At 29.6% G+C, this 23,091-nt stretch carries 28 protein-coding genes, 4 tRNA genes and 1 other RNA gene; 27 read left to right on the top strand and 6 right to left on the bottom strand.

The window, feature by feature from the left end; translation table 11 throughout:
* Nucleotides 1-216 precede the first annotated feature (216 nt).
* Nucleotides 217-293 (top strand) — tRNA-Arg (locus tag FGK85_RS10530).
* 154 nt (nt 294-447) lie between these two features.
* Here FGK85_RS10530 and FGK85_RS10525 read toward each other — a convergent pair.
* From FGK85_RS10525 to FGK85_RS10515, 3 genes are all read right to left on the bottom strand, one after another.
* Nucleotides 448-1,614, bottom strand: coding sequence for a site-specific integrase (locus FGK85_RS10525; protein ID WP_138206396.1), 1,167 nt, complete (start codon nt 1,612-1,614; stop codon nt 448-450).
* A 104-nt stretch (nt 1,615-1,718) separates the two neighbouring features.
* Nucleotides 1,719-2,015 carry a MerR family transcriptional regulator gene (locus FGK85_RS10520; protein WP_138206394.1) on the bottom strand — a complete coding sequence of 99 codons (297 nt, stop codon included), beginning with the start codon at nt 2,013-2,015 and terminating at the stop codon, nt 1,719-1,721.
* Nucleotides 2,016-2,038: 23 nt separating this feature from the next.
* Nucleotides 2,039-2,542: a helix-turn-helix domain-containing protein gene (locus FGK85_RS10515; RefSeq protein WP_138206392.1), complete on the bottom strand. Its 504-nt coding sequence runs from the start codon at nt 2,540-2,542 to the stop codon at nt 2,039-2,041.
* Between the two features lie 163 nt (nt 2,543-2,705).
* Here FGK85_RS10515 and FGK85_RS10510 point away from each other — a divergent pair, with 163 nt between their 5' ends.
* The 23 genes from FGK85_RS10510 to FGK85_RS10405 all read left to right on the top strand — a co-directional run bounded on the left by FGK85_RS10510 (nt 2,706) and on the right by FGK85_RS10405 (nt 17,387).
* Nucleotides 2,706-2,903 (top strand): helix-turn-helix domain-containing protein, encoded by a 198-nt coding sequence (locus FGK85_RS10510; RefSeq protein WP_138206390.1) that lies wholly within the window; start codon nt 2,706-2,708, stop codon nt 2,901-2,903.
* 152 nt (nt 2,904-3,055) lie between these two features.
* Nucleotides 3,056-3,355, top strand: a complete 300-nt coding sequence (locus FGK85_RS10505) for a hypothetical protein (RefSeq protein WP_138206388.1) — start codon at nt 3,056-3,058, stop codon at nt 3,353-3,355.
* A gap of 52 nt (nt 3,356-3,407) precedes the next feature.
* The gene (locus FGK85_RS10500) at nt 3,408-3,590 is read left to right on the top strand and encodes a helix-turn-helix domain-containing protein (protein ID WP_138206386.1); all 183 of its coding nucleotides are present in this window, start codon (nt 3,408-3,410) and stop codon (nt 3,588-3,590) included.
* A 188-nt stretch (nt 3,591-3,778) separates the two neighbouring features.
* Nucleotides 3,779-5,977 carry a CHC2 zinc finger domain-containing protein gene (locus FGK85_RS10495; protein WP_138206384.1) on the top strand — a complete coding sequence of 733 codons (2,199 nt, stop codon included), beginning with the start codon at nt 3,779-3,781 and terminating at the stop codon, nt 5,975-5,977.
* Nucleotides 5,978-6,375: 398 nt separating this feature from the next.
* A complete protein-coding gene (locus tag FGK85_RS10490; protein ID WP_138206382.1) occupies nt 6,376-6,666 on the top strand; it encodes a hypothetical protein in 291 nt (96 codons plus the stop codon).
* A gap of 140 nt (nt 6,667-6,806) precedes the next feature.
* Nucleotides 6,807-7,097, top strand: coding sequence for an ATP-binding protein (locus FGK85_RS10485; protein ID WP_138206380.1), 291 nt, complete (start codon nt 6,807-6,809; stop codon nt 7,095-7,097).
* Nucleotides 7,098-7,258: 161 nt separating this feature from the next.
* Nucleotides 7,259-7,822 (top strand): recombinase family protein, encoded by a 564-nt coding sequence (locus FGK85_RS10480; protein WP_138206378.1) that lies wholly within the window; start codon nt 7,259-7,261, stop codon nt 7,820-7,822.
* Between the two features lie 102 nt (nt 7,823-7,924).
* Nucleotides 7,925-7,998: transfer RNA gene (locus tag FGK85_RS10475), tRNA-Trp, on the top strand.
* 26 nt (nt 7,999-8,024) lie between these two features.
* Nucleotides 8,025-8,222, top strand: a complete 198-nt coding sequence (locus FGK85_RS10470; protein ID WP_138206376.1) for a hypothetical protein — start codon at nt 8,025-8,027, stop codon at nt 8,220-8,222.
* Nucleotides 8,223-8,276: 54 nt separating this feature from the next.
* Nucleotides 8,277-9,119, top strand: coding sequence for a hypothetical protein (locus FGK85_RS10465; RefSeq protein ID WP_138206374.1), 843 nt, complete (start codon nt 8,277-8,279; stop codon nt 9,117-9,119).
* 368 nt (nt 9,120-9,487) lie between these two features.
* Complete coding sequence (locus tag FGK85_RS10460) at nt 9,488-10,018, top strand: hypothetical protein (protein ID WP_138206372.1); 531 nt, start codon at nt 9,488-9,490, stop codon at nt 10,016-10,018.
* Nucleotides 10,011-10,181 carry a hypothetical protein gene (locus FGK85_RS15380; protein ID WP_171011393.1) on the top strand — a complete coding sequence of 57 codons (171 nt, stop codon included), beginning with the start codon at nt 10,011-10,013 and terminating at the stop codon, nt 10,179-10,181. Before FGK85_RS10460 ends, FGK85_RS15380 begins: the two co-directional genes overlap by 8 nt.
* A gap of 56 nt (nt 10,182-10,237) precedes the next feature.
* On the top strand, nt 10,238-10,960 hold the full coding sequence (locus FGK85_RS10455) for a sigma-70 family RNA polymerase sigma factor (RefSeq protein WP_138206370.1): 723 nt from the start codon (nt 10,238-10,240) through the stop codon (nt 10,958-10,960).
* Between the two features lie 2 nt (nt 10,961-10,962).
* A complete protein-coding gene (locus FGK85_RS10450) occupies nt 10,963-11,295 on the top strand; it encodes an RNA polymerase sigma factor FliA (protein ID WP_138206368.1) in 333 nt (110 codons plus the stop codon).
* Nucleotides 11,270-11,572, top strand: coding sequence for a sigma-70 RNA polymerase sigma factor region 4 domain-containing protein (locus FGK85_RS10445; protein WP_138206366.1), 303 nt, complete (start codon nt 11,270-11,272; stop codon nt 11,570-11,572). The genes FGK85_RS10450 and FGK85_RS10445 overlap by 26 nt, the downstream gene beginning before the upstream one ends.
* A 549-nt stretch (nt 11,573-12,121) precedes the next feature.
* Complete coding sequence (locus FGK85_RS10440; RefSeq protein ID WP_138206364.1) at nt 12,122-12,811, top strand: DUF3800 domain-containing protein; 690 nt, start codon at nt 12,122-12,124, stop codon at nt 12,809-12,811.
* Nucleotides 12,812-12,823: 12 nt separating this feature from the next.
* A complete protein-coding gene (locus tag FGK85_RS10435) occupies nt 12,824-13,147 on the top strand; it encodes a hypothetical protein (protein ID WP_138206361.1) in 324 nt (107 codons plus the stop codon).
* A 1,267-nt stretch (nt 13,148-14,414) separates the two neighbouring features.
* Nucleotides 14,415-14,573 (top strand): aspartyl-phosphate phosphatase Spo0E family protein, encoded by a 159-nt coding sequence (locus FGK85_RS10425; RefSeq protein WP_138206357.1) that lies wholly within the window; start codon nt 14,415-14,417, stop codon nt 14,571-14,573.
* A gap of 221 nt (nt 14,574-14,794) precedes the next feature.
* Nucleotides 14,795-15,244: a nucleoside deaminase gene (locus FGK85_RS10420; protein ID WP_138206355.1), complete on the top strand. Its 450-nt coding sequence runs from the start codon at nt 14,795-14,797 to the stop codon at nt 15,242-15,244.
* A 297-nt stretch (nt 15,245-15,541) separates the two neighbouring features.
* Nucleotides 15,542-15,886 (top strand): cupin domain-containing protein, encoded by a 345-nt coding sequence (locus tag FGK85_RS10415; RefSeq protein WP_396276532.1) that lies wholly within the window; start codon nt 15,542-15,544, stop codon nt 15,884-15,886.
* Nucleotides 15,887-16,089: 203 nt separating this feature from the next.
* A tRNA-Ser gene (locus FGK85_RS10410) sits at nt 16,090-16,179 on the top strand.
* Between the two features lie 193 nt (nt 16,180-16,372).
* Nucleotides 16,373-16,516, top strand: a complete 144-nt coding sequence (locus FGK85_RS15375; protein ID WP_171011392.1) for a hypothetical protein — start codon at nt 16,373-16,375, stop codon at nt 16,514-16,516.
* 184 nt (nt 16,517-16,700) lie between these two features.
* Nucleotides 16,701-17,387: a TIGR00266 family protein gene (locus FGK85_RS10405; protein WP_138206351.1), complete on the top strand. Its 687-nt coding sequence runs from the start codon at nt 16,701-16,703 to the stop codon at nt 17,385-17,387.
* 268 nt (nt 17,388-17,655) lie between these two features.
* Here the strand turns inward: FGK85_RS10405 and FGK85_RS10400 are convergent, their stop codons facing one another.
* A complete protein-coding gene (locus FGK85_RS10400) occupies nt 17,656-18,381 on the bottom strand; it encodes an ATP-binding protein (RefSeq protein WP_138206349.1) in 726 nt (241 codons plus the stop codon).
* A gap of 189 nt (nt 18,382-18,570) precedes the next feature.
* On the opposite strand from FGK85_RS10400, the gene FGK85_RS10395 reads away from it, so the two are divergent.
* The 3 genes from FGK85_RS10395 (at nt 18,571) to ffs (ending at nt 19,709) form a co-directional block, all read left to right on the top strand.
* Nucleotides 18,571-19,251 (top strand): Crp/Fnr family transcriptional regulator, encoded by a 681-nt coding sequence (locus FGK85_RS10395; RefSeq protein WP_243122858.1) that lies wholly within the window; start codon nt 18,571-18,573, stop codon nt 19,249-19,251.
* 102 nt (nt 19,252-19,353) lie between these two features.
* Nucleotides 19,354-19,443 (top strand) — tRNA-Ser (locus FGK85_RS10390).
* A gap of 3 nt (nt 19,444-19,446) precedes the next feature.
* Nucleotides 19,447-19,709: signal recognition particle sRNA large type (gene ffs / locus FGK85_RS10385), an RNA gene on the top strand.
* 301 nt (nt 19,710-20,010) lie between these two features.
* Here ffs and FGK85_RS10380 read toward each other — a convergent pair.
* Both FGK85_RS10380 and FGK85_RS10375 read right to left on the bottom strand, forming a co-directional pair.
* Nucleotides 20,011-22,449: a heavy metal translocating P-type ATPase gene (locus FGK85_RS10380; RefSeq protein WP_138206346.1), complete on the bottom strand. Its 2,439-nt coding sequence runs from the start codon at nt 22,447-22,449 to the stop codon at nt 20,011-20,013.
* Nucleotides 22,450-22,518: 69 nt separating this feature from the next.
* Nucleotides 22,519-22,782: a metal-sensing transcriptional repressor gene (locus FGK85_RS10375; RefSeq protein WP_138206398.1), complete on the bottom strand. Its 264-nt coding sequence runs from the start codon at nt 22,780-22,782 to the stop codon at nt 22,519-22,521.
* Nucleotides 22,783-23,091 lie beyond the last annotated feature (309 nt).

Raw genomic sequence — 23,091 nt, 5'->3', positions numbered from 1 at the left:
AAGATTTCGTGGGGTAGGGGTAAGTGTATCTATTTTTGCGACCTATCGGTCTGCGGGCTTACCAGCCCTTTAAGTAAATGTAAAAAGATACAATTCCAGTAAAAATAAAATTTTTACTGGAATTTAGGTGCTAAATCTCTGCAACGTTATTGATATAATTGACAAAAAATATAAAGTGTAATAGAATAATAAAGTAATGGAATAATAATTATATATGTGCTCGTAGCTCAGTAGGATAGAGCAGCGGTTTCCTAAACCGCGTGCCGGGGGTTCGATTCCTCTCGGGCACACCATAGTGAAAGCCTTGTAAATGCTAAGTTTGCAGGGTTTTATTATTTTTGTGATTTTGCCGCTAAAATGCATTTTGTCGTTAATTTGTCGTTAATTTATTTTTTGTATCTATTTTAAGATAAAAAAAGAGGTATACCTAACATGGTAATACCCAAATTATTTACACATAATATCATTCAATTTATTTATTGCTTCCTGCTGCATATCCGGAAGTACATGGCTATAAGTATTAAGCGTTAAATTAATTGTACTATGCCCTAGACGTTCTGCTACTATTTTAGGGTGTATGTTAGCTTTTAGCATTAAAGTAGCGTGTGTGTGTCTCAAATCGTGAAATCTTATATATGGAATGTTTAACTCTTTACAAACACCATATTCTTTTAAAACTCTTCTAAAGTTCCTTGATATATATTGTGGAGCATAAGGTAAACCAGTTTCTTTTATACATATAACAAAATTACTATCAGTATAATATTCACCATATTTCAGTTTATTTTCTTTTTGTTCAAGCCGAAGTCTTTTTAACTCCTTTATAGTAAAATCCAATAAAACTATTTTACGGTTAGATGATTTAGACTTTAAAGGTAATACTTCCAGGTGTCCATTAACTTCCTGTAGTTGAGTTTTAACGTATATAATACCTTTGTCAAGGTCTACATTATCCCATGTAAGGCCAGCAATTTCTCCTAATCTCATTCCAGTGGTTGCCGCTAACATTACAGGGTAATATACTGACATTCCTTTTATACGTTCTAAAAGATTATTTAACTGCTCCTGGTCATATACTTGTAATTGTTTTTCTTCTTTCTTTGGAGCTTCCACTGCTTCCACTGGATTAACTGAAATTAATCTCCATTTTACCGCTTGATTTAGTGCTTTATGAAGCAGTGAATGGTAATGCCTTATTGAAGTAGCAGAATTATTAAGTTTTTCTTTACAATAGGTATAAAATTCTTGTATAGTTAAAGGATTTAATTTAGATAGTTCAACATGCCCCATATAAGGCTTAATTTGAACTCTAATTATTTGTTCATACCTTTTATATGTGCTATACCTAACAGTGGTTTGTGCATACTCTTTGAGCCATTTATCCATATATTCGGATACGGTTAGTTTATCTGGTTTTACATAAGTGCCTTTTTCTAATTGGTTTAATATAATAGCGACTGTCTTTTCAGCTTCTTTTTTAGTTTTAAAGCCGCCCTTATAGATCCGTTCTCTTTTTCCGTTGGTATCTCTATCGCCAGTATACATTGTAAATTCCCATTTATTATTACGTTTTCTAAATGTGGCCACGGTATCACCTTCTTTTTTAAAACTCATTTAAAGTCATTTTAAGAGCGTTTTATATATTTAGGTAGTATTATACTAGAATGTGTTGAAACGCTCTAAAACAAGCTAATTTCAAAGGGAATTAACGAGTAAGTTTATTTTAAATTAATTACCGGTGCTAAATTTGCTAATACTTGGCTTAAGATACCTTTCAACTTCTCATTTTCTTGCGTAAGACGTTGTATTTCATTTTCCATACGTCTACGTTCTAATGGACTAAATTTTTCTATCCTAGTACCTTCCAACTCTGCAATATGTTCTGGTGTAAATCTTATTGCTGGTATTCCTTCTACTGGAGTTATTAATCCATCTTTTCTCCAGTTTTCCACTGCTCGTACACTCACTTGCCAACGCTCCGCTAAATCCTTTTGTGTTAGAAGTTTATAATCCAAGAATATCACCTCTATATGAGTTTTTATTTCTTGCTTAATTTATAAAGTTCATAATCCAGTATAAGTCTAATATTTTCTTTTAACTGGTTATATTGGCTATTTGTTAATTTAGTGATTAATTTATCATCATAGTATACTTCATATATTGGAATTGTATCATTTTCAATAAGTTCAGTTATCTCCATTGCCTGACGTTCAGATTCTTCTTGACTAATACCCGATATACCGGCAGAAGGAGCAATAGGTTTTAATTGATATCCTAGAATATTTAATAATTTTTCAGTTTCCCCAATGTTAATCACTTCTTTTTTTAATTCTTCAAAATCCATTAATTCATAAGATTTAACTCCAAGGGCTTTAGCTATAGCTTGAAGTATATCAACATCTATTTTTTTATTACCGTTTTCTATTTTACTTATTGTAGATTGACTAATTTTAAAACCGTTATTAGTCATTATTTCAGATAATTTATAAGTTGATAATCCTCTATTTTCTCGTATTTGCTTAATCTTAGATCTAACACTCATTAATATTCACCTCCATAGAATGGATTATAATTCTAAAATGGAATTAATTCAAGCTTTTTAAAGATATTAAGAGAAAAACAACTATAGTTTAAGTTATTAATTCTATTATAGAATTGATAAAATAAAAAATAATTCTATAATAGAATTATAGGGAGGTGAAACAATGGTTATTAAAATTAAGGAATTGCGAAAAAAGAAAAATATTTCTCAATATAAATTGGCTGAATTAATGGGATTAAATCAATCTCAAATATCTAAAATTGAAAATGATAAAAGAAATTTAAAAGCTAATGAACTTAAAAAAATATCAGAAATTTTAGAGGTTCCAGTAACAGAATTATTTTTTTCAGAAGAAAAATAAAAAATTTTTAAATTACAGTTATATTTTTTTTAAAGAATGTGTAGTTAGGTATATCTTACGTTTTAAGATCTAAAAAATATCTAATCTTAACGTTAAACATTTCTTTTGTGCCGCAATGGTAAATAAAAAATTATGAAAGGAGATCGTTAGTAATGAAAACTAAGCGGTTATTAAAATTTGCTGATATAAAGGCAGAAGTATTAGAAAGTTATAATGTGGCCCAAGTAGCAACTGTAACGCTAGATAATGTTGAATTTGTAGAAGGGTTAATTTCCAAAATAGATTTTGGAAAACATACTTTTAAAGATGGCGCTGATATTTTATTTATAAAGCTTTACATGGGTAATATCAATGTAGCTACAGTAGCCACAACTGATAATTATGTAATAGAACGGGACGATGGTAAATATCCTTCGTTTTGGATAAGAAAAGCGGAAGAATTTGATTATTAAAAATGCAAGTTGATAATTTAAAACTTGCAAAATAATTAAGGAGGTTTTAATAATGCAAGTTAAAACAAAATTAGATAATGTGTATACACCCAAGGAAGTTGCTCCAATGCTTAGAATTCATGTAAATTCAGTTTATGAATTAGTTGCAACAGGAGAATTAAGATCCATAAGAGTAGGCAGAAAAATATTGATAAGCGAAACTGCTATAGGTGAATTTATAAATGGTGCTAATTAAATAAAGGGGGTTATACTCATGAGCATAAAATTATTTAAAGTTTATATAAACTTATGCAATGAATTAAAGGTATGTCCAACATGGGAAGGACTTAATAAATTTAAGGGGGCATTTAAATAGCGGTGTTAGATAAATTTATTGATATATTAAATGAACTTACAAATGAAGATTAAGAAAAGGAGGGTACTATGGAATTAAATGAACTAAAGCAATTAATAGAAAATGAAACTGGGCAAAAGTTTAATAAAAATAATTTAATATGTTGCCCATTTCATGCAGAAAAAACACCATCTTTCAGTATATATGAAGATGGTAAACCTAAATTCAAATGTTTTGGTTGTGGTGAAAATGGTGACATAATAGACTTCATAAGAAAATATAAAGATTTAGATTATATTGAAGCACTTAAATACTTAAGTGATAAAGGGTATTCTATTAAATCAATAGACATGCCACATATCGATATTATATCATACGTCAAATGGCAATTAAACCATTTAAGTGATATGAAAGGTTTTAAGATAAGTGAAATATATAATTTTAAAGACCACTTAGGAAACGTAAAATATTATAAAGTTAAGTTTAAAACTGATGATGGAAAACAATGTAGGTATTACTCTATTGTAAATGATAAAGTACAATGTAAAAGAAATGGAGAAGAATTACCTTACAATTTATATAGATTAGTTAAAAGTAAATCCAATACCGTTTATATAGTGGAAGGTGAAAAAGATGCCGATACACTTTCTAAAATGGGATATTTAGCAGTAAGCTTAAAAGGTTTCCAATATTATAAATTTAATTGTAGATTTTTTAAGAATAAAAATATAATAGTTATACCCGATAATGACCAGCCAGGGCAAAATTATAAAAATGATGTAATAAAGGGCTTAAAACCTTTTATAAAATCTTATAAGGTATTTCCAATAGAACAATATGCTAAGGAGCCAGGGCAAGATATAACAGATTTATTTAAGTTAAAGTATTTAGATAAAGAGCAATTCAACAGTGTATTAAAGGATATAAAACCAAAATACACATATTTAACTGATAATGGAAAGATAAATTCAATAAAATTAGCTAAATTAATACTTAATTGTGAAGATATAATTTACACCAACAAAGAAGGATTTTTCCATTATGAAGATGGTTATTACAAATTAAAAGATGATGATAAGAACACTTTAATGAAGCAGCTTATATCTAGTTATCTAGGTGATAGTGTCTTAAATAATAATAGGATTAAAAATGAAGTATTAAGCCAGTTAATGGAGTTAACTGTAATTGAAGAAATAGAGCCTAATAATCAATACCTCAATTTTAAAAACTGTTTATTAAAAGTCACTAAAGAAGGTATTGAGGTATTGGACCATACTCCGGATATTATAACTATTCATAGATTTGATTATGATTTTGAAAGAGTTGATTATAAAGATTCCAATTATTATAAGGGTTTAAAATATGCTTTATATGATAATACCGATATAGTTGAATTTTTACAACAGTTTGCCGGAGCGTGTTTAATGCCCAACGCCAGATTAATGAAAGCAGCACTAATAATTAGTGGAGCTAAAGGTACTGGAAAGAGTACATTCATTGAACCACTACAGGAAATGTTAACAGGTTTATTTGAAGCTTATGACTTGAAAACGTTGGAAGATGATAAATATATACTTTCATATTTAGTAAACAAAAAGTGTATTTTATCCACGGATGATGGAGGAAAACCACTTGAAACGTGCCACAGGCTTAAAAAATTAATATATGGTGAAAGTGTTCCAACAGATAGAAAGTTTAAATCCAATGTAAGTTTAAATTTAAACTTAGCAATAATTATTGGTTTAAATGATATACCTAAATTCAATGACCCATCTAACGCAATATTTGACCGACTTCACTTTATAGAATTTAAAAGAAAGATTAGAGGAACTGAAAAAGAAGATCCGCACTTCATAGAAAAAATAAAAAGATATGAAATGCTGCAAGTTATAAATTTTGCTTTAGATGGATTGGTTAAGTTATTAAAAAATAATTATAAACTAATTATACCAAAAGAAATGCAAGCCTTTAAAGAAAATATTATAGTTGGCAATAGTCCACTTGAAAGCTGGCTTTATAGTTGCACTGAAATGTGTTCTAATGATGATTTTACAACTTTAAAAGACCTTTACGATTCATACTTAGGTTATTGTTTAAGTGAATTATCATTAGATTATAGAGAAGTCAAAAAAGAATGTGGAAAGCAGCAGTTTAATAATATACTACAAGGTAAAGGGTTTGAATTTAAAAATGAAATACGAAGAGCCGGGATAAAATATAAGAGTGCTTTATTTGGCATTAAACTAAATACAGATGGAAGAGCATGTTTAATTAAAGCTGAAAAATAAGGGGAAATAAATCCCATATACTTTTTAAAAGTCCCCATTTTGTACCCTTTTAAAACTGAAAATGGGGACTAACTCAAAATAACTCATATCAATGGTTACAACTGTTTTATAATCTTATCAGTCCCTATTTAAATATAAAAAGGGGACTGCTTTAAATCATTGATATTACTAGCTTATAAATAATATAGTCCCCTTTTTATATATTATTTATAATATTAAAAGCTTATAAATAAAAATAATAAGTATATATAAAATATATATAAGATATAGAGAAAATTGTTAAAATGGGGACTAAATTGCCGTAAACGTTGATTTTAATAGGGTTAAGTAGTCCCCTTTTAAAAATACTAAAAGGGGACTGTAATAAATAACTAAATAAAAAAGGAGAGATTAACATTATGATTATATATGTATGCTTAACTGCAAATGAAAAGGACGAACCAATATTAAGAGTCGTGGAGGATTCTAAAGTTAATAACTTAACACGTCATGATATATTATTAACTAGTGGCTTTGGATTACATCTTGCTAATTATACATTAAGATTATTGGATACTGGAATAGATATTAAATTTGAGAACTTTAAACAGTATGATAGATTAATAAAAGATGTGAATGAAATAGTAACTGAAAGAGCTAAGAAAATGTATAATTTATGTGAAAGTGTCAAGTTAGCTGCAAATAGCTAAATATAGATGTATCAAGGGGTTAGTGCATAGGCTGCACTGGACAAGCGTATACACTAACCCAAACACCACAAACAACGGCATATAATAGCGTTATAACCACCTAAAACGCTATTATATGAACTATTTAAGGGGGATAAATAATGGGTAAAACTGATTTTATAAAGATGATAAAAAGATGTAATGGAGAGTTATATTTAAACACTGCAACGTATGATGTAAGCACTAAGTTATGGAAGGATTCCAACAGTGTTAATGATGTTGGTAATGGTATTGGGATAGCCAATGTTATAGGAGTTATAAACAATACTTATTATGTTATTTGTCCATATTGTGGAGAGATTGAAGCACATGGATCCATAGATAATACTCCAAGGCTTTCAGATTGTAAAACAGTTGAAGCTAGACCATATTATATTAAATTGAATAGATAATTTGTTTAGAGTATACTCTATTTAAACATACAAATATATTATAATAATGTTTAAATAGAGTTGTTTTTATGATTAATAAATAAATGTTTGTAATAGTCTTTGACTTCAAACAAATAATAATATATAATTAGAGTACGGAGTTAAGGAAAGGGGTTGTTAATATGAATATAGGTTATGTTAGAGTTTCAACCGTGGAGCAAAATGAACAACGACAGATTGAAGGTTTAAAAAAATACAATATAGATAAATGGTTTACTGAAAAAGTTAGTGCGAAAGATACTAATAGACCACAGTTACAAGCTATGATTGAGTTTGCACGTGAAAGTGACACAATATACATTCATAGTTTGGATAGATTGGCGAGAAGTACAAAAGATTTACTTGAGATAGTGGAGCAACTACAGGATAAGGGAATACATTTAGTTTCTAATAAAGAGAATATCGACACATCAACGGCTACTGGAAAGCTAATGCTTACTATGATAGGTGCTATTGCAGAATTTGAACGTGCTAATTTACTTGAAAGACAACGAGAAGGAATAGCAATAGCAAAAGCTAAAGGTAAATTTAAAGGTAGAAAAGAGATAGATTTCCCTTCAAACTGGAAAGAAGTTTATCCTAAATATAAAAATAGAGAATTAACTGGTACTAAGGCTATGGAGCAATTAGGACTTAAAAGAAATACATTTTATAAATTAGTTAAAAAGTATGAAGAAGATAGATAAGTTGTCTATCTTTTTTTACTACCCGGGTGGGGTTCTAAATTTGTAAATGAGAAAACGCGGTTACTAAGCTACAGATTTTTTCTAATAATTTTTAAAAGTCAAGAGGGCTTGGTGTAATGGTAACATGACAGATTCCAAACCTGTAAATGTGGGTTCGATTCCTACAGCCTTTGCCAAATAGAGCTATAAAGAAGGTGATAGTGTGAGTAAAAAATATAAATTTAATACTAGATGGAATGAAAATATTTTAAAGTGCGCTTGCCTATTTGGTAATCCAGCATGTGATAGATATAAAAAGTGTGAAGTATTAGAGCTCACACTTGAACCTTATACTGATATTGAAAAGTGTATGAAACATAGAAGTTATAAAAGAGTTAGAGGTAAAATTCAACAATTATAGAGGAAAATCTCCTAAAATGTAGAAATATTATATTTTAGGGGAGGTGTTGAGAAATTGAATATAATTATGAATGAACCTAATGAAATTAATGCAACAATTATAGCTGCAGTTATTACTGGAATGATAACTTTAATTGGAGTAATGATAAATATCATTCTCATTAAATCTCAATCAAAGAAACAGAGAACTGCTGAAATTATAACAAGAAATAGAGTTGAATGGATGCAAAAATTGAAAGAATATATATCAGAATATAACTCATTAGTTTGTTATTATTATGATAAAGAAATTCCGAATAATTTAAGTGATTATCTTTCCAAGATAAATAACGCAACATCTAAAATTGAATTACATTTAAATTTAAATGGATCACAAGATAAAAAAATATTACAAATAATTAAAGATTTAAATTCATCTTTAGAACGTTTTTTACAATTAACCAAATATAAAAAAACTTGTAATTCAAATGGAAAAATGCAAATGCCAAAAGAATTAATAGAATTTTTTTTGGATAATTATTCTGAAATAGGGTTTAAAGCAGCGGAGCAAGTTTATAAAAAGGATAAAGTAAATTTAACAGGCGAAAATGAAATTAAAAAATATCTAATAAATGTTATGAAAAATAAAGACGAAACTGTGGAAAAGTTTATTCCAGAGGTAATAAACTTTATTGATGAAGATTTGAAAAAATGTACAAATAAAATACAATACAGTCCTAAACTAATAATACTGTTAACACAAATTTATTTAAAAACAGAATGGGAAAGAGTAAAAATTGAAGCTGAAGAAGGTAATAAAGCAACTTTTAAATTTGATAAAGTTTATAATGAAATAACGGAACGAGTACAAAATGAAATTGATGAATTAGAGAGGTTAATAAATAAAAAAGTAAGGTGAGTTAAGTGCATGACGGAAGAACAACAAAATAGATATTTACTATTTACTATTTAAATATTTGGTAGCCGAGTTTACTACTGCTGGTGCTGATAATCCAGAGGAAAAAGCCGAGAAACTTATATATAAATTTTTAATCTTACAAAACTCAAAGAATGGTACTGAAAAAATCAGTACCATTCTTTTTTGATTTTACTGTTTTTCTAAATATCCATTTTTACAATAAATATTATGCCATATTTAATATGAAAAAAACCTCCCTTAAAGGTCAATTATAATAGTGAAAGAATTTATAAGAAAACACGAACAATAATTTAGAAAAAGTTTATTATTATTCGTATTTGTGATATAATAATAAGTGAGGTGATGATGTGAAAAGTACTGATAAACTTAAATTAGCCATTAAACAACAAGAAGAAACTAAAAAGTATTTATCCGATAAATTGGACAAGCTAAAAGTAGACAAAATAAAACTTCAAGAGAGTTATAGTGCTGCGTTACTGGAAGATGTTAAGAAAAGCGAACAAATATTACTTGAAATAAAAGGTTTGAGCGTTGAAATAGATACTGTGGAAGAGCAACTTTCAGCATTACAAAAAGATAATCCAGCATTACAAAATATAGGAAAAGAAATTTATTTGGAAGGATATTCATTAACACAAGATCTAAAAGAAAACCTAACACTTATACATGAGAGTATACAAACTTTAAAAGAAGTTTATGAAAATGAATTAAAAGAATTAACTAAAAAAGAAACTGACATATTATATGAGATTGACAACATATCTCAAGAAGTATTTAACCATAAAAAGTATATGAGTTTTATACCTAATGCAATCAGAACGCCAATACAATTAAATTTAAAAAATATAAATCTTTTGGAGGTAGAAAACCATGAGTAAACTAGAAGATATTGCAATAGAAAAATTACAGGCTGAAATAAAAAGTAATAAAGAAGAAATAGCAGCTTTAAAAGCTAAGCTAGAACCAAAAGCACAGGAACCAGGTAGCAGTGCCATAGATCTGGTTAAGGTTGTTGAAGAAAATCAAGTAAAAAGAAAATAATTAAATTTTAGGGGAGAGAATTATCTCTCTTTTTTTAAAAATAAGGAGTATTGCCTATGACTAATGAAGAATTAGTATGCATATATCAAGAATGGAATTCAAAAGAAGCGTTAAATCAATTGATAAAACAGAATATGGGAATTATATATAAATTAGCTAATAGGTTTTATATAGAAGGTACCAACTCAATAGATAAAGATGATCTAATCCAGGAGGGTGTTATTGGATTAATGAAAGCGGCAAAAGAATATAAAACAGATGTAGAAAATTCAGCTAAATTTATAACCTATGCCGTTTATTGGATATATGCAAAAATGAACCGATATATGCGGCAGAAGAATACTAATGAAGAAACTAGTCTTAATATACCCGTAGGTGAAAATAGTGAGAATGAACTTTTAGACACTATAGAAGGCGTTGATTATGGTTTTGAAAATATAGAGGATAAAATATATCGTAAAGAATTAAGGGAAGAATTAAATGAAGTTATGCATGAATATAACACACTTAGGGAAATGGAAGTTTTAAAACTCCATTATGGCTGGGATAATAACAAGAATATGACTTTCAATGAAATAGGTGAAGTATTTGATATAACAGGGCAAAGAGTGAGAACTATTGAAGCTGGTGCTTTACGAAAACTAAGAAATTCACCTTGGGGTAAAGAAAAAGCAAAAAAAATATATGTAGATAAAAAAGAAGATATTTATAGTATTAATGATTTTATTAATGTTGAGCAATTTAAAAATAAATACTTAGATGAAGTTATAGGGGGATAATAATGGATAAATATATAAAAAAGACAGAAGAACTTTTAAAAAATTACAGGAAATATATGGCTATAATTAAAAATGATGATTTAGATCCTAAGGAAAGAAAACATATAGCAATACAATTAAAGAAGGTAAATAATGCTTTAGAAGTATTATCAGATAGAGATAAACTTATAATAGAAGAATATTATTTTAAGAAAAATCAATTGAAATGTATAAGTTCAATAGTTAACTTAGAAGAGAGTTATTTGTCCAGTTATAAGAAAGAAATATTAAAAGAAATAACACCAATAATATTTGTGGCGGAGTTAGCTTATGAAAAGAAATCAGAAATTAATTAAAATAGAAGAAATTTTAAGGGAGTATCCAATAAATAAGGCTATATGTAATAATCCCATTGCAAGTACAGAACAAAAAGAAAACGCTATGCGAATAATTGGGCAAATAGAGTTAGCTTTAGGTGTACTATATCCAAAAGAGTTAGAACTTATTAATTTAAGATACTTTAATAATGTAAAAGTCAAAGACTTAGCGGTTAAATTAGATATTACCGAACAGTGTGTAAGTAATAAAACTAAAAATATTTTAAATAAAATTAGTAAGGTAATTTTATTATGAAAAAGGGGTTTTCAACTTCTTTTTCTTTTTTTATTTATGTTAAATGTGCATTTGGTGGTGTGCTGATAAACTTTTTTCTAAAAAAATATATAAAAGCAAATGGCCCTTAAAAATAACTGTGGTGCTAAGCTTTTTTTAATAAGCGTATATTTTAAGTGCATTAAAATTAAGATGATACAATACTTCATATTAAAAATGGCGTATACGCCTATTCTAGTTAACTTTTAAGAGTTAAAATGGCGTAGGGTGAATTTTGAAAAATAGGCGTAGGTAAAGTGCCAATATGAGTAAATTTTTTTAATATATGTGATTTATCTCGCATGGTAATGACTAGCATTTTTGATTTGTATATAGTATTCTATTTTTAGACAACTATTATATTAAATCATCTTTAAAGTTAATTAGTCAAAATGTAAAAATATATGATATTTAAAGTAACTATAAGATAAATTCATTTAAAATAAATAAACATCTAGTATTTATAGAAATAAATAAAGAATGAAAGGCATTTATAGAGTATAATTCAATATGTAGTATGGAGGTGTTAATTTGATTAATATATATTGTGATGAAAGTTGTCATTTGGAACACGATAATCAAAAATCTATGGTCATAGGAGGGGTTTGGTGCCCACTTGATAAAATAAAAAAAATTACAAATGATATATATATAATAAAAGAAAAATTTAATATAAAAAAATATGCTGAAATTAAGTGGACTAAAGTATCTAATTGCAATATTAATTACCATAAGGAATTAATAAAATATTTTTTTGAGTGTGAGGATCTTCATTTTAGAGCTGTTGTAGTAAAAGATAAAAGTAAATTGAATCATGAAAAATATAGTCAAACCCATGACGATTGGTATTATAAAATATATTTTGATATGCTAAAAACTATAATAGATCCATGTGAAAATTATAATATATATCTTGACATAAAAGACACAAATAGTTCAGAAAAAGTTGTTAAATTAAATGAGATACTTTGTAATAACATATATGATTTTAATTTTGAAATAATAAGAAGAATCCAAAATGTAAGGTCAGAAGAATGTAGTATACTACAGTTAGCAGATTTAATTATAGGAGCTATATGTTATTTAAATAGGGGATTAGATACTAGCCATGCTAAAATAGAATTAATTCAAATGATAAAAGATTTATCTGGATATTCATTAAATAGAACTACATTATATAGGGAAAATAAATTTAATTTGTTAATATGGGATGGGAAATAAAGGGGAGCAAAAATGGATAATTGTGAAAAATTACCTAATATAATCAAATTGGATGATTATGATGGCCAATGGGATTTATATGAGGAAGAATTATATAAAATTTTTAGAAGAGATTTCATAGAGTCAGAAAAAAGCTTTATGGGAAAGAACATAGGTATATTTACTAATAAAATGTATAACAATAAGGAAAAAACATTTTGGCATGTTATATCAGAGGGACCCGATGAGTTCAATAGAATTCCAGATATTCGAAGATGTGAACGTATAGGATGGATAGATAAAATAATTTCAATGTTTACATGTCATAGTTGTGAAGAAATATATATGGAAACATAAGCATAAAAATAAAAAATATAGATATAAATTATGGTGTAGGAAAACAGATTTTATAATAATTTTAGAAGAAAGACAAAATAAGTTTATGCTTATAACTGCATACATAGTTAAATATGATCATGCTAAGTCGAAGTTAGAAAAAGAATATAATAAGAGCATTAAAATTAAAACGAACTCGCCTTAAATGACGAGTTCTCTACTCCTTCTACAACATGGTAGATGAGCTACTTATAATATAACACTCAATTATACATATTGTCAATAAGGTACAATTGAAATAATTATATTATAGATTATTTAGATAATTACCTAATTACTATGAATATATGCATACATATATAGTATTGACACAAAAACATATAAATATACTAGTGAAGATAATTTGTTATTATATATATATTCATATAATAATCTTTTAAGTACATAATTATATAACTTTAATAATATAATTTGGTGGGGAATTTGGTGGGGAAACACATTGAAAAACTAATATAAATACCCTTGTCGTTAATTTGTCGTTAAAAAGTAAAAAATAACGACAAAAGCAAGTGATTTAAAAATGAACATAAGTGGTTAATGCGTTGATATAACTGGATTTATGTTATATCGATTAAAAGTGATAAAATCAAAATAAGAATTCCTAAACCGCGTGCCGGGGGTTCGATTCCTCTCGGGCACACCAATAAAAAGCCTTGTAAACATTAAGTTTGCAAGGCTTTTTCAGATCCATACAGATATAGAATTCTAAAATGCTTTTCAGATATAGATGAGCCGGCTACAGTAAAGCAGGTAGCAGATAGTTTTGATATAAAGTGTGCTAAAGATGTGGAGGAACCTATAAAGAAGCTTATGTTATCTGAGAGCCAGAAAGTAATAGCACAAATTTTTGATAATGCAAAGGAAGAATTTTTACAGCAAATAGATAAGTATAAATAAAATCATTAAAAGGCTATGAGATTGAATAAATATATTTAATTTCATAGCCTTTTCTTTTGCGAATAATTGGTAAATACCTTATTTGAAAGAAGTTATAGGTGATGATTCTTATTGAATATGGAATCAATGATAAAAATCTAGATCAAGCAAATACATTTTGTATATGGCTTTTTATTTGTCGGTTTTTGATATAATATTACATATTTAATAATAAATTGAAGAAATAGAATAATTTACAAAAGGGCAAAAAAGTGCTATAATTATGTTAAAAGATATGATAAAAGAATAAAAAATATAACAAGAATTTAAATTTATTTTAGGGGGAGCGCCAATGTTACAAGATGGCAAAAAGAATTTAATAAAACAAATAGAGGAGGTGAGAGGAGTATTAAACAATTTAGTGTGTAAAAAGGAGAAAATGGGGCTTGATGAGCAAATACTTAGAGTAAGCAGACAGTTGGACGAGCTGATTGCCATTTATATGGGCTAGAAATTTCATTATTAATTGGAAAAGGTAACAATATTAAAGTAAAATGGGTGAAATACATCATTGCTTAATTTATAGGATATTTAGTAAATATAGAAAATAGAGTATAGATAAATAATATAAAAACTCTACAAAAATGATGACTGAAAACTATAAAAAGTGTAATATTAAGTGGGAATACAGATAAAAATAATAATTAATATTCACTTGAGGAGAAAAATTCTATGCAAAATTATTTTATGTATGAAGCATTGATGGAAGCTAAAAAGGCCTTAGAACTAGATGAAGTTCCTGTTGGGGCTGTAATAGTTAAAGAGAGAGAGATAATAGCTAGAGCACATAATTTGCGAGAAACGTTAAATGATCCTACTGCCCATGCGGAAATTTTAGCTATAAAAAAGGCTAGTGAAGTTTTAAATTCTTGGAGGTTGAGTGGATGTGAAATGTATGTAACTCTAGAGCCATGCCCCATGTGTGCAGGAGCCATAACTGCTAGCAGAATAAAGAGAATACACATAGGAACTTTTGATCCAACTTTGGGAGCCTGTGGTTCTGTGATAGATATAGTTCAAAATCCATATTTAAATACCATGACGGATGTAAATTGGATATACAGTGAGGAATGTAGTGATTTGCTTAAGGATTTTTTTAAGAAAAAGAGAAAGACTAGATAATTTTAAAATTAAAGTTAGTATTTATCCAGAGACTTACCTGCCGTAACACTCCCACTTCTAACAAAGTGGGAGATAACGGCAGCTACGTCCCTGGATAACGAGCTCTAACCTTCAGTTGGAGTAAAAACTCCATCTGAAGGTTAGAGCTCTGTTTATATTTTGTGAAAATGGGAATAATACCTGTGATTAATAAAATTCATATTATTGGTAACCAGTGTTACCGATTAAAATCTCAATAATAGAGTAAAATAAAGTTGAGTTAAATACTCTGAATTTTATTTATGGGAGGTATATATTATGAATAAGCATTTTATAAAAAATATAGATTTTGCAAAACCATTGGAAATGGAGGGACTTGTAGATTACCAAGATGGAAGAGTTGTAAGTAGAACTTTGGCACAGGGAAGGCCACTAAGTGTTACATTGTTTGCTTTTGATAAAGGGGAAGAAATTAGTTCACATTCCGCTGGTGGCGATGCTATGGTTTATATATTAGACGGTGAAGCTGAAATAACTATAGGAGAAGAAAAGTTTAATGTTAAAAAGGGAGAAACCATAGTTATGCCTGCTCACGTACCACATGCATTGTTAGCCACTGAAAGATTTAAGATGCTTTTAACTGTAGTATTCAGCTTAGAGTAAACAATACTTAAAGTTAATATAACACCTTACTAGTGGATGTATAAAATCTGAAAGTAGGGTGTTTTTATATTACTAAAAAATTGAAAAATCCTTCTAAACTCTATATAAGGGCGGTGCTTGTGATACAAGGTTCATTTTTTAAATGCCTAGATAAAGGAATATATTTGTGATAAAATTAAACTGAATATTAAAACAATAATTTTGGAGAGATGGCCGAGTGGTCGAAGGCACTTGACTCGAAATCAAGCGTACCATTTATGGTACCGTGGGTTCAAATCCCACTCTTTCCGCCAAAATATGAAAAAGGTAGAATGTATGTGTTACATATGAATAAAAATATCATATATGTGAAAAATAAAATTGAGCTTACTTAACTAGCTAGACAATATTTTTAGAATTTAAAAATTAATGTTAATAGCAGAAGCCCCCCATTGTTCAGAGGTGGGAGAGTTCACTGTTTAACAAATATTTTAGGAGAGTGACAATATGAAGGACACACATACACCTACCATGGAAAGAGCAAGACAAATGCTTGTAGACGGAGAAGACGTAGCTGAAATAATGAAAGAAACAAGACTTAGACTAAAAGATATAAGAAAATTGGAGAGAGAAATATCTAAGAATTTTTAAAATAAAACCGCCAGAAAATTTGATTTTCATGGCGGTTTTATTATAGAAAACAATGGAAAACATGAGTATATTATAGTGTTAATAAGTAAATAAATGATATATAATAGTATAAAAGCGTAAGGTTTGATTTTTTTAAAATACTGTTGGAGGGAGGCGGCGAAATTTAAGAATTTCGCAGGGAATTATGAGATATGAAATAAAAGGTAGTAATTTGCCAGTAGTTATATGTGAACTTAATCCAGGTGAAAAAGTAGTATCTGAGTCTGGAGCTATGGGGTGGATGACTGACAATATAGATATGGATACAAATATGAAGGGTGGACTTTTTGGAGGAATAGGGAGAGCTTTTTCTGGAGAGTCTATATTTTTAAATACATTTACTTGTACCAGCGGTCTTGGTAAAATAGCTTTTCCATCTTCATTTCCTGGCAAAATAGTAGCAAAGCATTTGCAACCAGGAGAAAGCCTTATATGTCAAAAGTCTGCATTTTTAGCAGGGGAGAGCACTGTAACATTGGCTACTCATTTTAGAAAGAAATTGTCTTCAGGCTTGTTTGGAGGAGAAGGTTTCATACTTCAAAAGGTAACAGGCCCTGGAATAGTATTTTTAGAGTTTGATGGACATGTAGAAGAGTATTCTTTAGCACAAGGTGAGACCTTAAAAGTAGATACAGGTCATATAGCTATGTTTGAGCCTTCTGTGGATTTTGATGTAACCATGGTAAAAGGATTTAAGAACATGTTTTTTGGTGGCGAAGGACTATTCTTGTCAACTTTAACAGGACCAGGAAAGGTATATCTTCAAACTATGCCTATAAATAATTTAGCAGGACAATTATCTTCATATTTTGCTACAGGACATAGAGAATAGAAAATAATGATTAATTATCAATAAAGGTTGGGCATATATATCTAGTGAAAATACTAGAAATGCATTGTAATAATGATCAATTATCAGGGCTATGGCACTAAGAATAAATACAATGATATATTGTCCTAAATTTAAATATTAAGGATAATATATCCTATGTAAATTTTTTAATGCAACAGCAACCTTAATTGATCATTCGTACATTGGTCATTATTTAAAATTTCCTATATTACTCCCCGATAACCACAGCTTACTAGAAAACTGGTGACTAAATTATCCTTCCGTCAGTTCCTATAATAACTTCTCTATATGGAACAATAACCTTAGATTCTAGCATTGCAGACTTAACTGAACTTACAATGCCGCTACAGCAAGGCACTTCCATTCTAACTACAGTAATGCTTTTTATATTGTTGTTTAATAATATTTCTGTTAGTTTTTCTTTATAGTATTGGTTGTCATCTAATTTTGGACAGCCTATTACAGTTATATGATCTTTTATGAAATCTCTATGGAAGTTTCCATAAGCATAAGCAGTGCAGTCAGCAGCTATTAAAAGATTTGCACCTTCTAAATAAGGAGCCTTAGTATTTATTAATCTTAATTGAACTGGCCACTGAATTAGCTCAGATGGGCATGCTTCTTCAACAGAGGCATTTTTAGGTACTGAATTTAATTTCACAGAGCTAACAGCTGATCTTTTTATGCTTTTGGCTGCGGTACCTGGGCATCCACAAGGTAAAGGTTCTTTATGAGCTTCCTGTTGCCTAGCTTTTACAGCTTCTTCATCGTAAGCTTCGGATTCTCTCTCTATTATTTCTATAGCTCCAGTTGGGCAATGTGGAAGGCAATCTCCAAGGCCATCACAATATATATCACTTACAAGCTTTGCTTTACCGTTTACTAATTCTATAGCTTTTTCGTGGCATGCAGTTACACATAATCCGCAACCATTACATTTTTTTTCATCTATATTAATAATTTTTCTTTTCAATTTTGATTCCTCCTTTTAATAAGTGTCTTGTTTATGTAATGATAGTATATTAAAATTTAATAATAAAAGATGTAACATATGTTACATATTGAACTTTCATAGTTATAGACTAAAAAGGTTTACTCATCTAATGTGGAGCTTGAATTTTATGAGGAAAAGTTAAGTTACTAAATAAAAGAGGTGAAAAACGTGGATAAACATTTGGGTACACTAAGGTCATGTTATTTATTTAAAGAAATTAATGAAGATGAAATAGGTAAGTTACTTCATAATGTAGAATGTATGGTGAATAGCTATTCTAAAGGTGAAATAATAGCTACAGAAGGAGAACTTTGCTCTAAAATAGGCATAGTTATAGAGGGTGCTGTAGAAGCTCAAAAGATATATGCCTCTGGTAAAATTGTAACAATAGATAAGCTTAATATAGGAAACACTTTTGGAGAAGCTATTATTTTTTCAAATACCAATAAATATCCTGCTACAATAATGTCATCAAATAGTTCAAAGGTGTTATTTATACATAAAAAGGACATAATAAATTTATGTTCTATGGAGAAAAAAATATTAAATAACTTTATGAACATTTTATCAAATAAAATATTGATGTTAAATAGAAAAATTAAAAATATGTCTTATAAAACCTTAAGGCAAAAGATAGCTGGTTTTATATTTGATGAATATAAAAAGCAAGGAAGTAATACTATAAACTTACCTTATTCTAGAAAGGAAACTGCAGAACATTTGGGAATTCCAAGACCATCTCTTTCTAGAGAACTTATAAGAATGAAAGAAGAAGGTATAATAGATTTTTATAAAAACTCCATAAAAATACTGAATGTAGTTTTATTGGAGGATATATTTTTAGAATAACTTTTATGTAAAAATATACTTTAATATATTCACTTGAAATAGCATATGAATTATAGTATAATCATTAATGTTACAATTTAATATAAATAAATTTGTAAGCATGGAGAGATGTCCGAGTGGTTTAAGGAGCACGCCTGGAAAGCGTGTATAGGGGAAACTCTATCGGGGGTTCGAATCCCCCTTTCTCCGCCATAGTCGTGCTAGACGGGGAGTTAGCGGTGCCCTGTACCTGCAATCCGCTACAGCAGGGTCGAATGCTTGCCTAGGCTTTATTTTGTGAGGTCTGGCCTATACAAGTGGCGTTGAGAGCTGGGTCCCACGCAACGAGAACTTACGAACCCCGTCAGGTCCGGAAGGAAGCAGCGGTAAGTAAGACCTCTCGTGTGCCGTGGAACAACCTGGCTTGAGTTAACTGTATAGGTAACGCTCATAAGATACTGTCAAAGCAAGCTGCACGACTTTCTAAATTTTTTGATGAAATATAAATTACAAAAATCACCTAAGGATTTAAATCTACTAAAATTTAAATCAAAAACAAGGTAGAGTTCAAATTCCTTAAGGTAATAGTGAATTAGCATTAAAAATAAAGTAGCATTAAAAGATGCTGTTTAAAAACGAATATGTATAAGTTTTTATAAATAAAGTCTATGAATAAAGGGGATTGTTCTCCAGATTATTCATAGACTTTTGTTTTATACAGAAATCTTATGTTTTTCAGTAGTGAATTCTAAGCGCATAGTTGCGTTGTAAATTATTTAATTATTTAAAGTTTCTAAGCCTTAATGCATTTAAAAGAACTGATACAGAACTAAAACTCATGGCTGCAGCGGCTATCATAGGATTCAATTGTGGTCCACCAAATAGCGTTAATAGTCCAGCGGCTACAGGAATACCAAGAGTATTGTACCCAAAGGCCCAGAAAAGATTTTCTTTTATATTTTTAATAGTGGATTTACTTAGCCTAATGGCAGTGACTACGTCCATAATATCATCTTTCATAAGCACTATATCTGCAGATTCTATGGCCACATCAGTGCCAGAACCTATAGCTATACCTACATGGGATTGAGCAAGGGCTGGAGCATCATTTATTCCATCACCCACCATAGCTACTTTCTTACCTTCCTTTTGAATTTGTTTTATTTGTTCTGCCTTACCTTCAGGTAAAACTTCTGCTAAAACTCTGTCTATTCCAACTTGTTTTCCTATGGCATTAGCTGTTTTCTTGTTATCACCTGTTATCATAACCACCTCTATGCCCATATCTTGAAGTTTTTTCACTGCATATTTGCTATTATCCTTAATAACATCTGCTACAGCGATAATTCCCTTAGCTTTTCCATCTATAGAAATTATCATAGGAGTTTTGCCTTCAGAGGCTAAAGCGTCTAATTTATTTTTTAGAGTTTCTATGGCTATATTATTATCTTCCATCAATTTCTCATTACCTAAAAGTACGTATTTATCATTTATAGTAGCTTTTAATCCATGACCAGGTATGGCTGAAAAGTCTTTTGCATCCATGAGGGATATATTTTTCTCTATAGCAGCATTTACTATGGCTTCGCCTAAGGGATGCTCAGAGTTTTTTTCGCAAGATGCTGCATATAGAAGCAAATCCTCATCTTTTATATCAATTGAATAAATATCTGTAACCTTAGGTTTGCCTTCAGTTATAGTACCTGTCTTATCCAAGACAATAGTATTTATTTTATGGGCAGTTTCTAAGGACTCGCCAGATTTTATGAGAATTCCAAGTTCCGCTCCTTTTCCTGAAGCGACCATTATGGCAGTAGGTGTTGCTAAACCTAAAGCACAAGGACAAGCAATTACTAAAACTGCTATAAATATAGTTAAGGAGAATATTAGATCTTTACCGGAAATAAACCAAGCTATGCCCGAGATTAAAGCTATGGTCATAACTATAGGTACAAAGTAACCGGATATTACATCTGCCAATCTGGCAATAGGTGCTTTTGAACCTTGAGCAGTTTCTACGAATTTGATTATTTGTGCAAGGGCAGTATCCTTACCTACCTTGGAAGCTTTGAATTTTATAGTTCCATTTTTATTTATACTTGCAGCAAAAACCTTGTGACCTTTGCTCTTTTCTACGGGAATACTTTCTCCTGTAAGCATGGATTCATCTATAGAAGTAAATCCATCAACTACTTCACCATCTACAGGTATTTTTTCACCAGGTTTTACTAATATTATATCGCCTACTTCTACTTCATCTACGGATATTTCAACTTCCTTTCCATCTTGAATTATAGTAGCTTTTTTAGGTGCAAGACCTATTAATTTCTTAATGGCTTCTGAAGTTTTTCCTTTAGATTTAGCTTCAAAATATTTACCTAAGGTTATTAGAGTAATTATAGTAGCAGCAGATTCAAAATAAAGATCCATTGCGTATTCCATGTGGCCCATGCTGATTTGATACATGGCAAAGAATCCATAAATTATAGCAGCAGAGGTTCCTATGGCAATCAAAGAATCCATATTTGGACTACCTCGGAACAAAGACTTAAAGCCCACAGTGTAGAATTTTCTGCCCCTTACAACCACAGGAATTACAAGAATAAGTTGTATCAGGGCGAAGTTCATAGGATTATGCATAGGGTCTATAATGTGAGGTAGGGGCATGCCTAGCATGTGTCCCATGCTTATTATAAGTAAAGGTACCGTGAATATTATTGAAATTATAAAATTATTCTTAAGTCTTAAAATTTCCTTTTCCTTTCTTTCTCTATCCTTATCTACAGAGTTATCCTGTTCCTCTATAGGGGAAAAACCAGCTTTTATTATAGTTTGCTTTATAGTAGATAACCTTACTTTTTTAGGATTATACTGCAAATTCAATTTTTCTGAAGCTAAATTAACTTCTGCAACAGATACACCATCTATTTTACTTACGGCCCTTTCTATAGCTTTAGCACAGCTGGCACAGTGCATGCCAGATATACCAATAACCACTTTTTTATCTGTAATTTCTTCTTCAGCTCCAAAACCAGCTTTTTCTATGGCTGAAATTATATCTTCTTTAGATAATTTATTTTCATCAAAATCCACATATAGTTTCTCGGAGGCTAGGTTTACAGAGGCTTCATTAACACCTTCTAATTTGTCCACTTTTTTCTCCACTGCTCTAGAGCAGGAAGCACAGTGCATGCCAATAATTTTAAAAACTTTATTCAATGGTATCCCTTCCTTTCTGTTTAAGTATTTGCAATAATTACTTTAAGAATTAGTTAACTCAAAAATTCATTATTTGGTAATTTTTTCTAATACCTTAATTATTTCATCAACCTTCTCTTCACCATTGTTATTTAAGAATGCATCCTTAACACAATGATTTAAATGTTGTTTTAGTATTAAATTATTAGATTTTTTAAGAAGAGAAGAGGCTGCTACTATTTGGTTAGATACATCTATGCAGTATCTCCCTTCCTCTATCATTTTTATAATTCCATCTATTTGCCCCCTAGCAGTTTTTAAAAGCTGCATTGCTTTCTTTCTTTCTTCATTCATTTTTATATTATCCATAAAAATCCTCCTTCATACCCCCTATATGGGGAGGGGGTATACTAAAATTGTACACCTTTATAATTAAGTAGTCAACTAAAGTACAAGAAGTAACTAACAGGGCAGGTGATATTTTATTAAGTAGTCATTTATCCATGCTGAAAGAATTGATTACAGAGATTTAGCATCTAAATTCCAGTAAAAATTTTATTTTTACTGGAATTGTATCTTTTTACATTTACTTAAAGGGCTGGTAAGCCCGCAGACCGATAGGTCGCAAAAATAGATACACTTACCCCTACCCCACGAAATCTT

The sequence above is a fragment of the Haloimpatiens lingqiaonensis genome (assembly GCF_901447495.1).
GTDB lineage: Bacteria > Bacillota > Clostridia > Clostridiales > Clostridiaceae > Haloimpatiens > Haloimpatiens lingqiaonensis.
Note: the sequence above shows the minus strand (reverse complement) of the source record. Positions and strands in the feature narration are given on the sequence as shown.

Coding starts and splice junctions, on each gene's coding strand:
- FGK85_RS10525 (WP_138206396.1), bottom strand. CDS start 1,614: ATGAGTTTTAAAAAAGAAGGTGATACCGTGGCCACATTTAGAAAACGT.
- FGK85_RS10515 (WP_138206392.1), bottom strand. CDS start 2,542: ATGAGTGTTAGATCTAAGATTAAGCAAATACGAGAAAATAGAGGATTA.
- FGK85_RS10510 (WP_138206390.1), top strand. CDS start 2,706: ATGGTTATTAAAATTAAGGAATTGCGAAAAAAGAAAAATATTTCTCAA.
- FGK85_RS10505 (WP_138206388.1), top strand. CDS start 3,056: ATGAAAACTAAGCGGTTATTAAAATTTGCTGATATAAAGGCAGAAGTA.
- FGK85_RS10500 (WP_138206386.1), top strand. CDS start 3,408: ATGCAAGTTAAAACAAAATTAGATAATGTGTATACACCCAAGGAAGTT.
- FGK85_RS10495 (WP_138206384.1), top strand. CDS start 3,779: ATGGAATTAAATGAACTAAAGCAATTAATAGAAAATGAAACTGGGCAA.
- FGK85_RS10490 (WP_138206382.1), top strand. CDS start 6,376: ATGATTATATATGTATGCTTAACTGCAAATGAAAAGGACGAACCAATA.
- FGK85_RS10485 (WP_138206380.1), top strand. CDS start 6,807: ATGGGTAAAACTGATTTTATAAAGATGATAAAAAGATGTAATGGAGAG.
- FGK85_RS10480 (WP_138206378.1), top strand. CDS start 7,259: ATGAATATAGGTTATGTTAGAGTTTCAACCGTGGAGCAAAATGAACAA.
- FGK85_RS15380 (WP_171011393.1), top strand. CDS start 10,011: ATGAGTAAACTAGAAGATATTGCAATAGAAAAATTACAGGCTGAAATA.
- FGK85_RS10455 (WP_138206370.1), top strand. CDS start 10,238: ATGACTAATGAAGAATTAGTATGCATATATCAAGAATGGAATTCAAAA.
- FGK85_RS10450 (WP_138206368.1), top strand. CDS start 10,963: ATGGATAAATATATAAAAAAGACAGAAGAACTTTTAAAAAATTACAGG.
- FGK85_RS10445 (WP_138206366.1), top strand. CDS start 11,270: ATGAAAAGAAATCAGAAATTAATTAAAATAGAAGAAATTTTAAGGGAG.
- FGK85_RS10435 (WP_138206361.1), top strand. CDS start 12,824: ATGGATAATTGTGAAAAATTACCTAATATAATCAAATTGGATGATTAT.
- FGK85_RS10425 (WP_138206357.1), top strand. CDS start 14,415: ATGTTACAAGATGGCAAAAAGAATTTAATAAAACAAATAGAGGAGGTG.
- FGK85_RS10420 (WP_138206355.1), top strand. CDS start 14,795: ATGCAAAATTATTTTATGTATGAAGCATTGATGGAAGCTAAAAAGGCC.
- FGK85_RS10415 (WP_396276532.1), top strand. CDS start 15,542: ATGAATAAGCATTTTATAAAAAATATAGATTTTGCAAAACCATTGGAA.
- FGK85_RS15375 (WP_171011392.1), top strand. CDS start 16,373: ATGAAGGACACACATACACCTACCATGGAAAGAGCAAGACAAATGCTT.
- FGK85_RS10405 (WP_138206351.1), top strand. CDS start 16,701: ATGAGATATGAAATAAAAGGTAGTAATTTGCCAGTAGTTATATGTGAA.
- FGK85_RS10375 (WP_138206398.1), bottom strand. CDS start 22,782: ATGAATGAAGAAAGAAAGAAAGCAATGCAGCTTTTAAAAACTGCTAGG.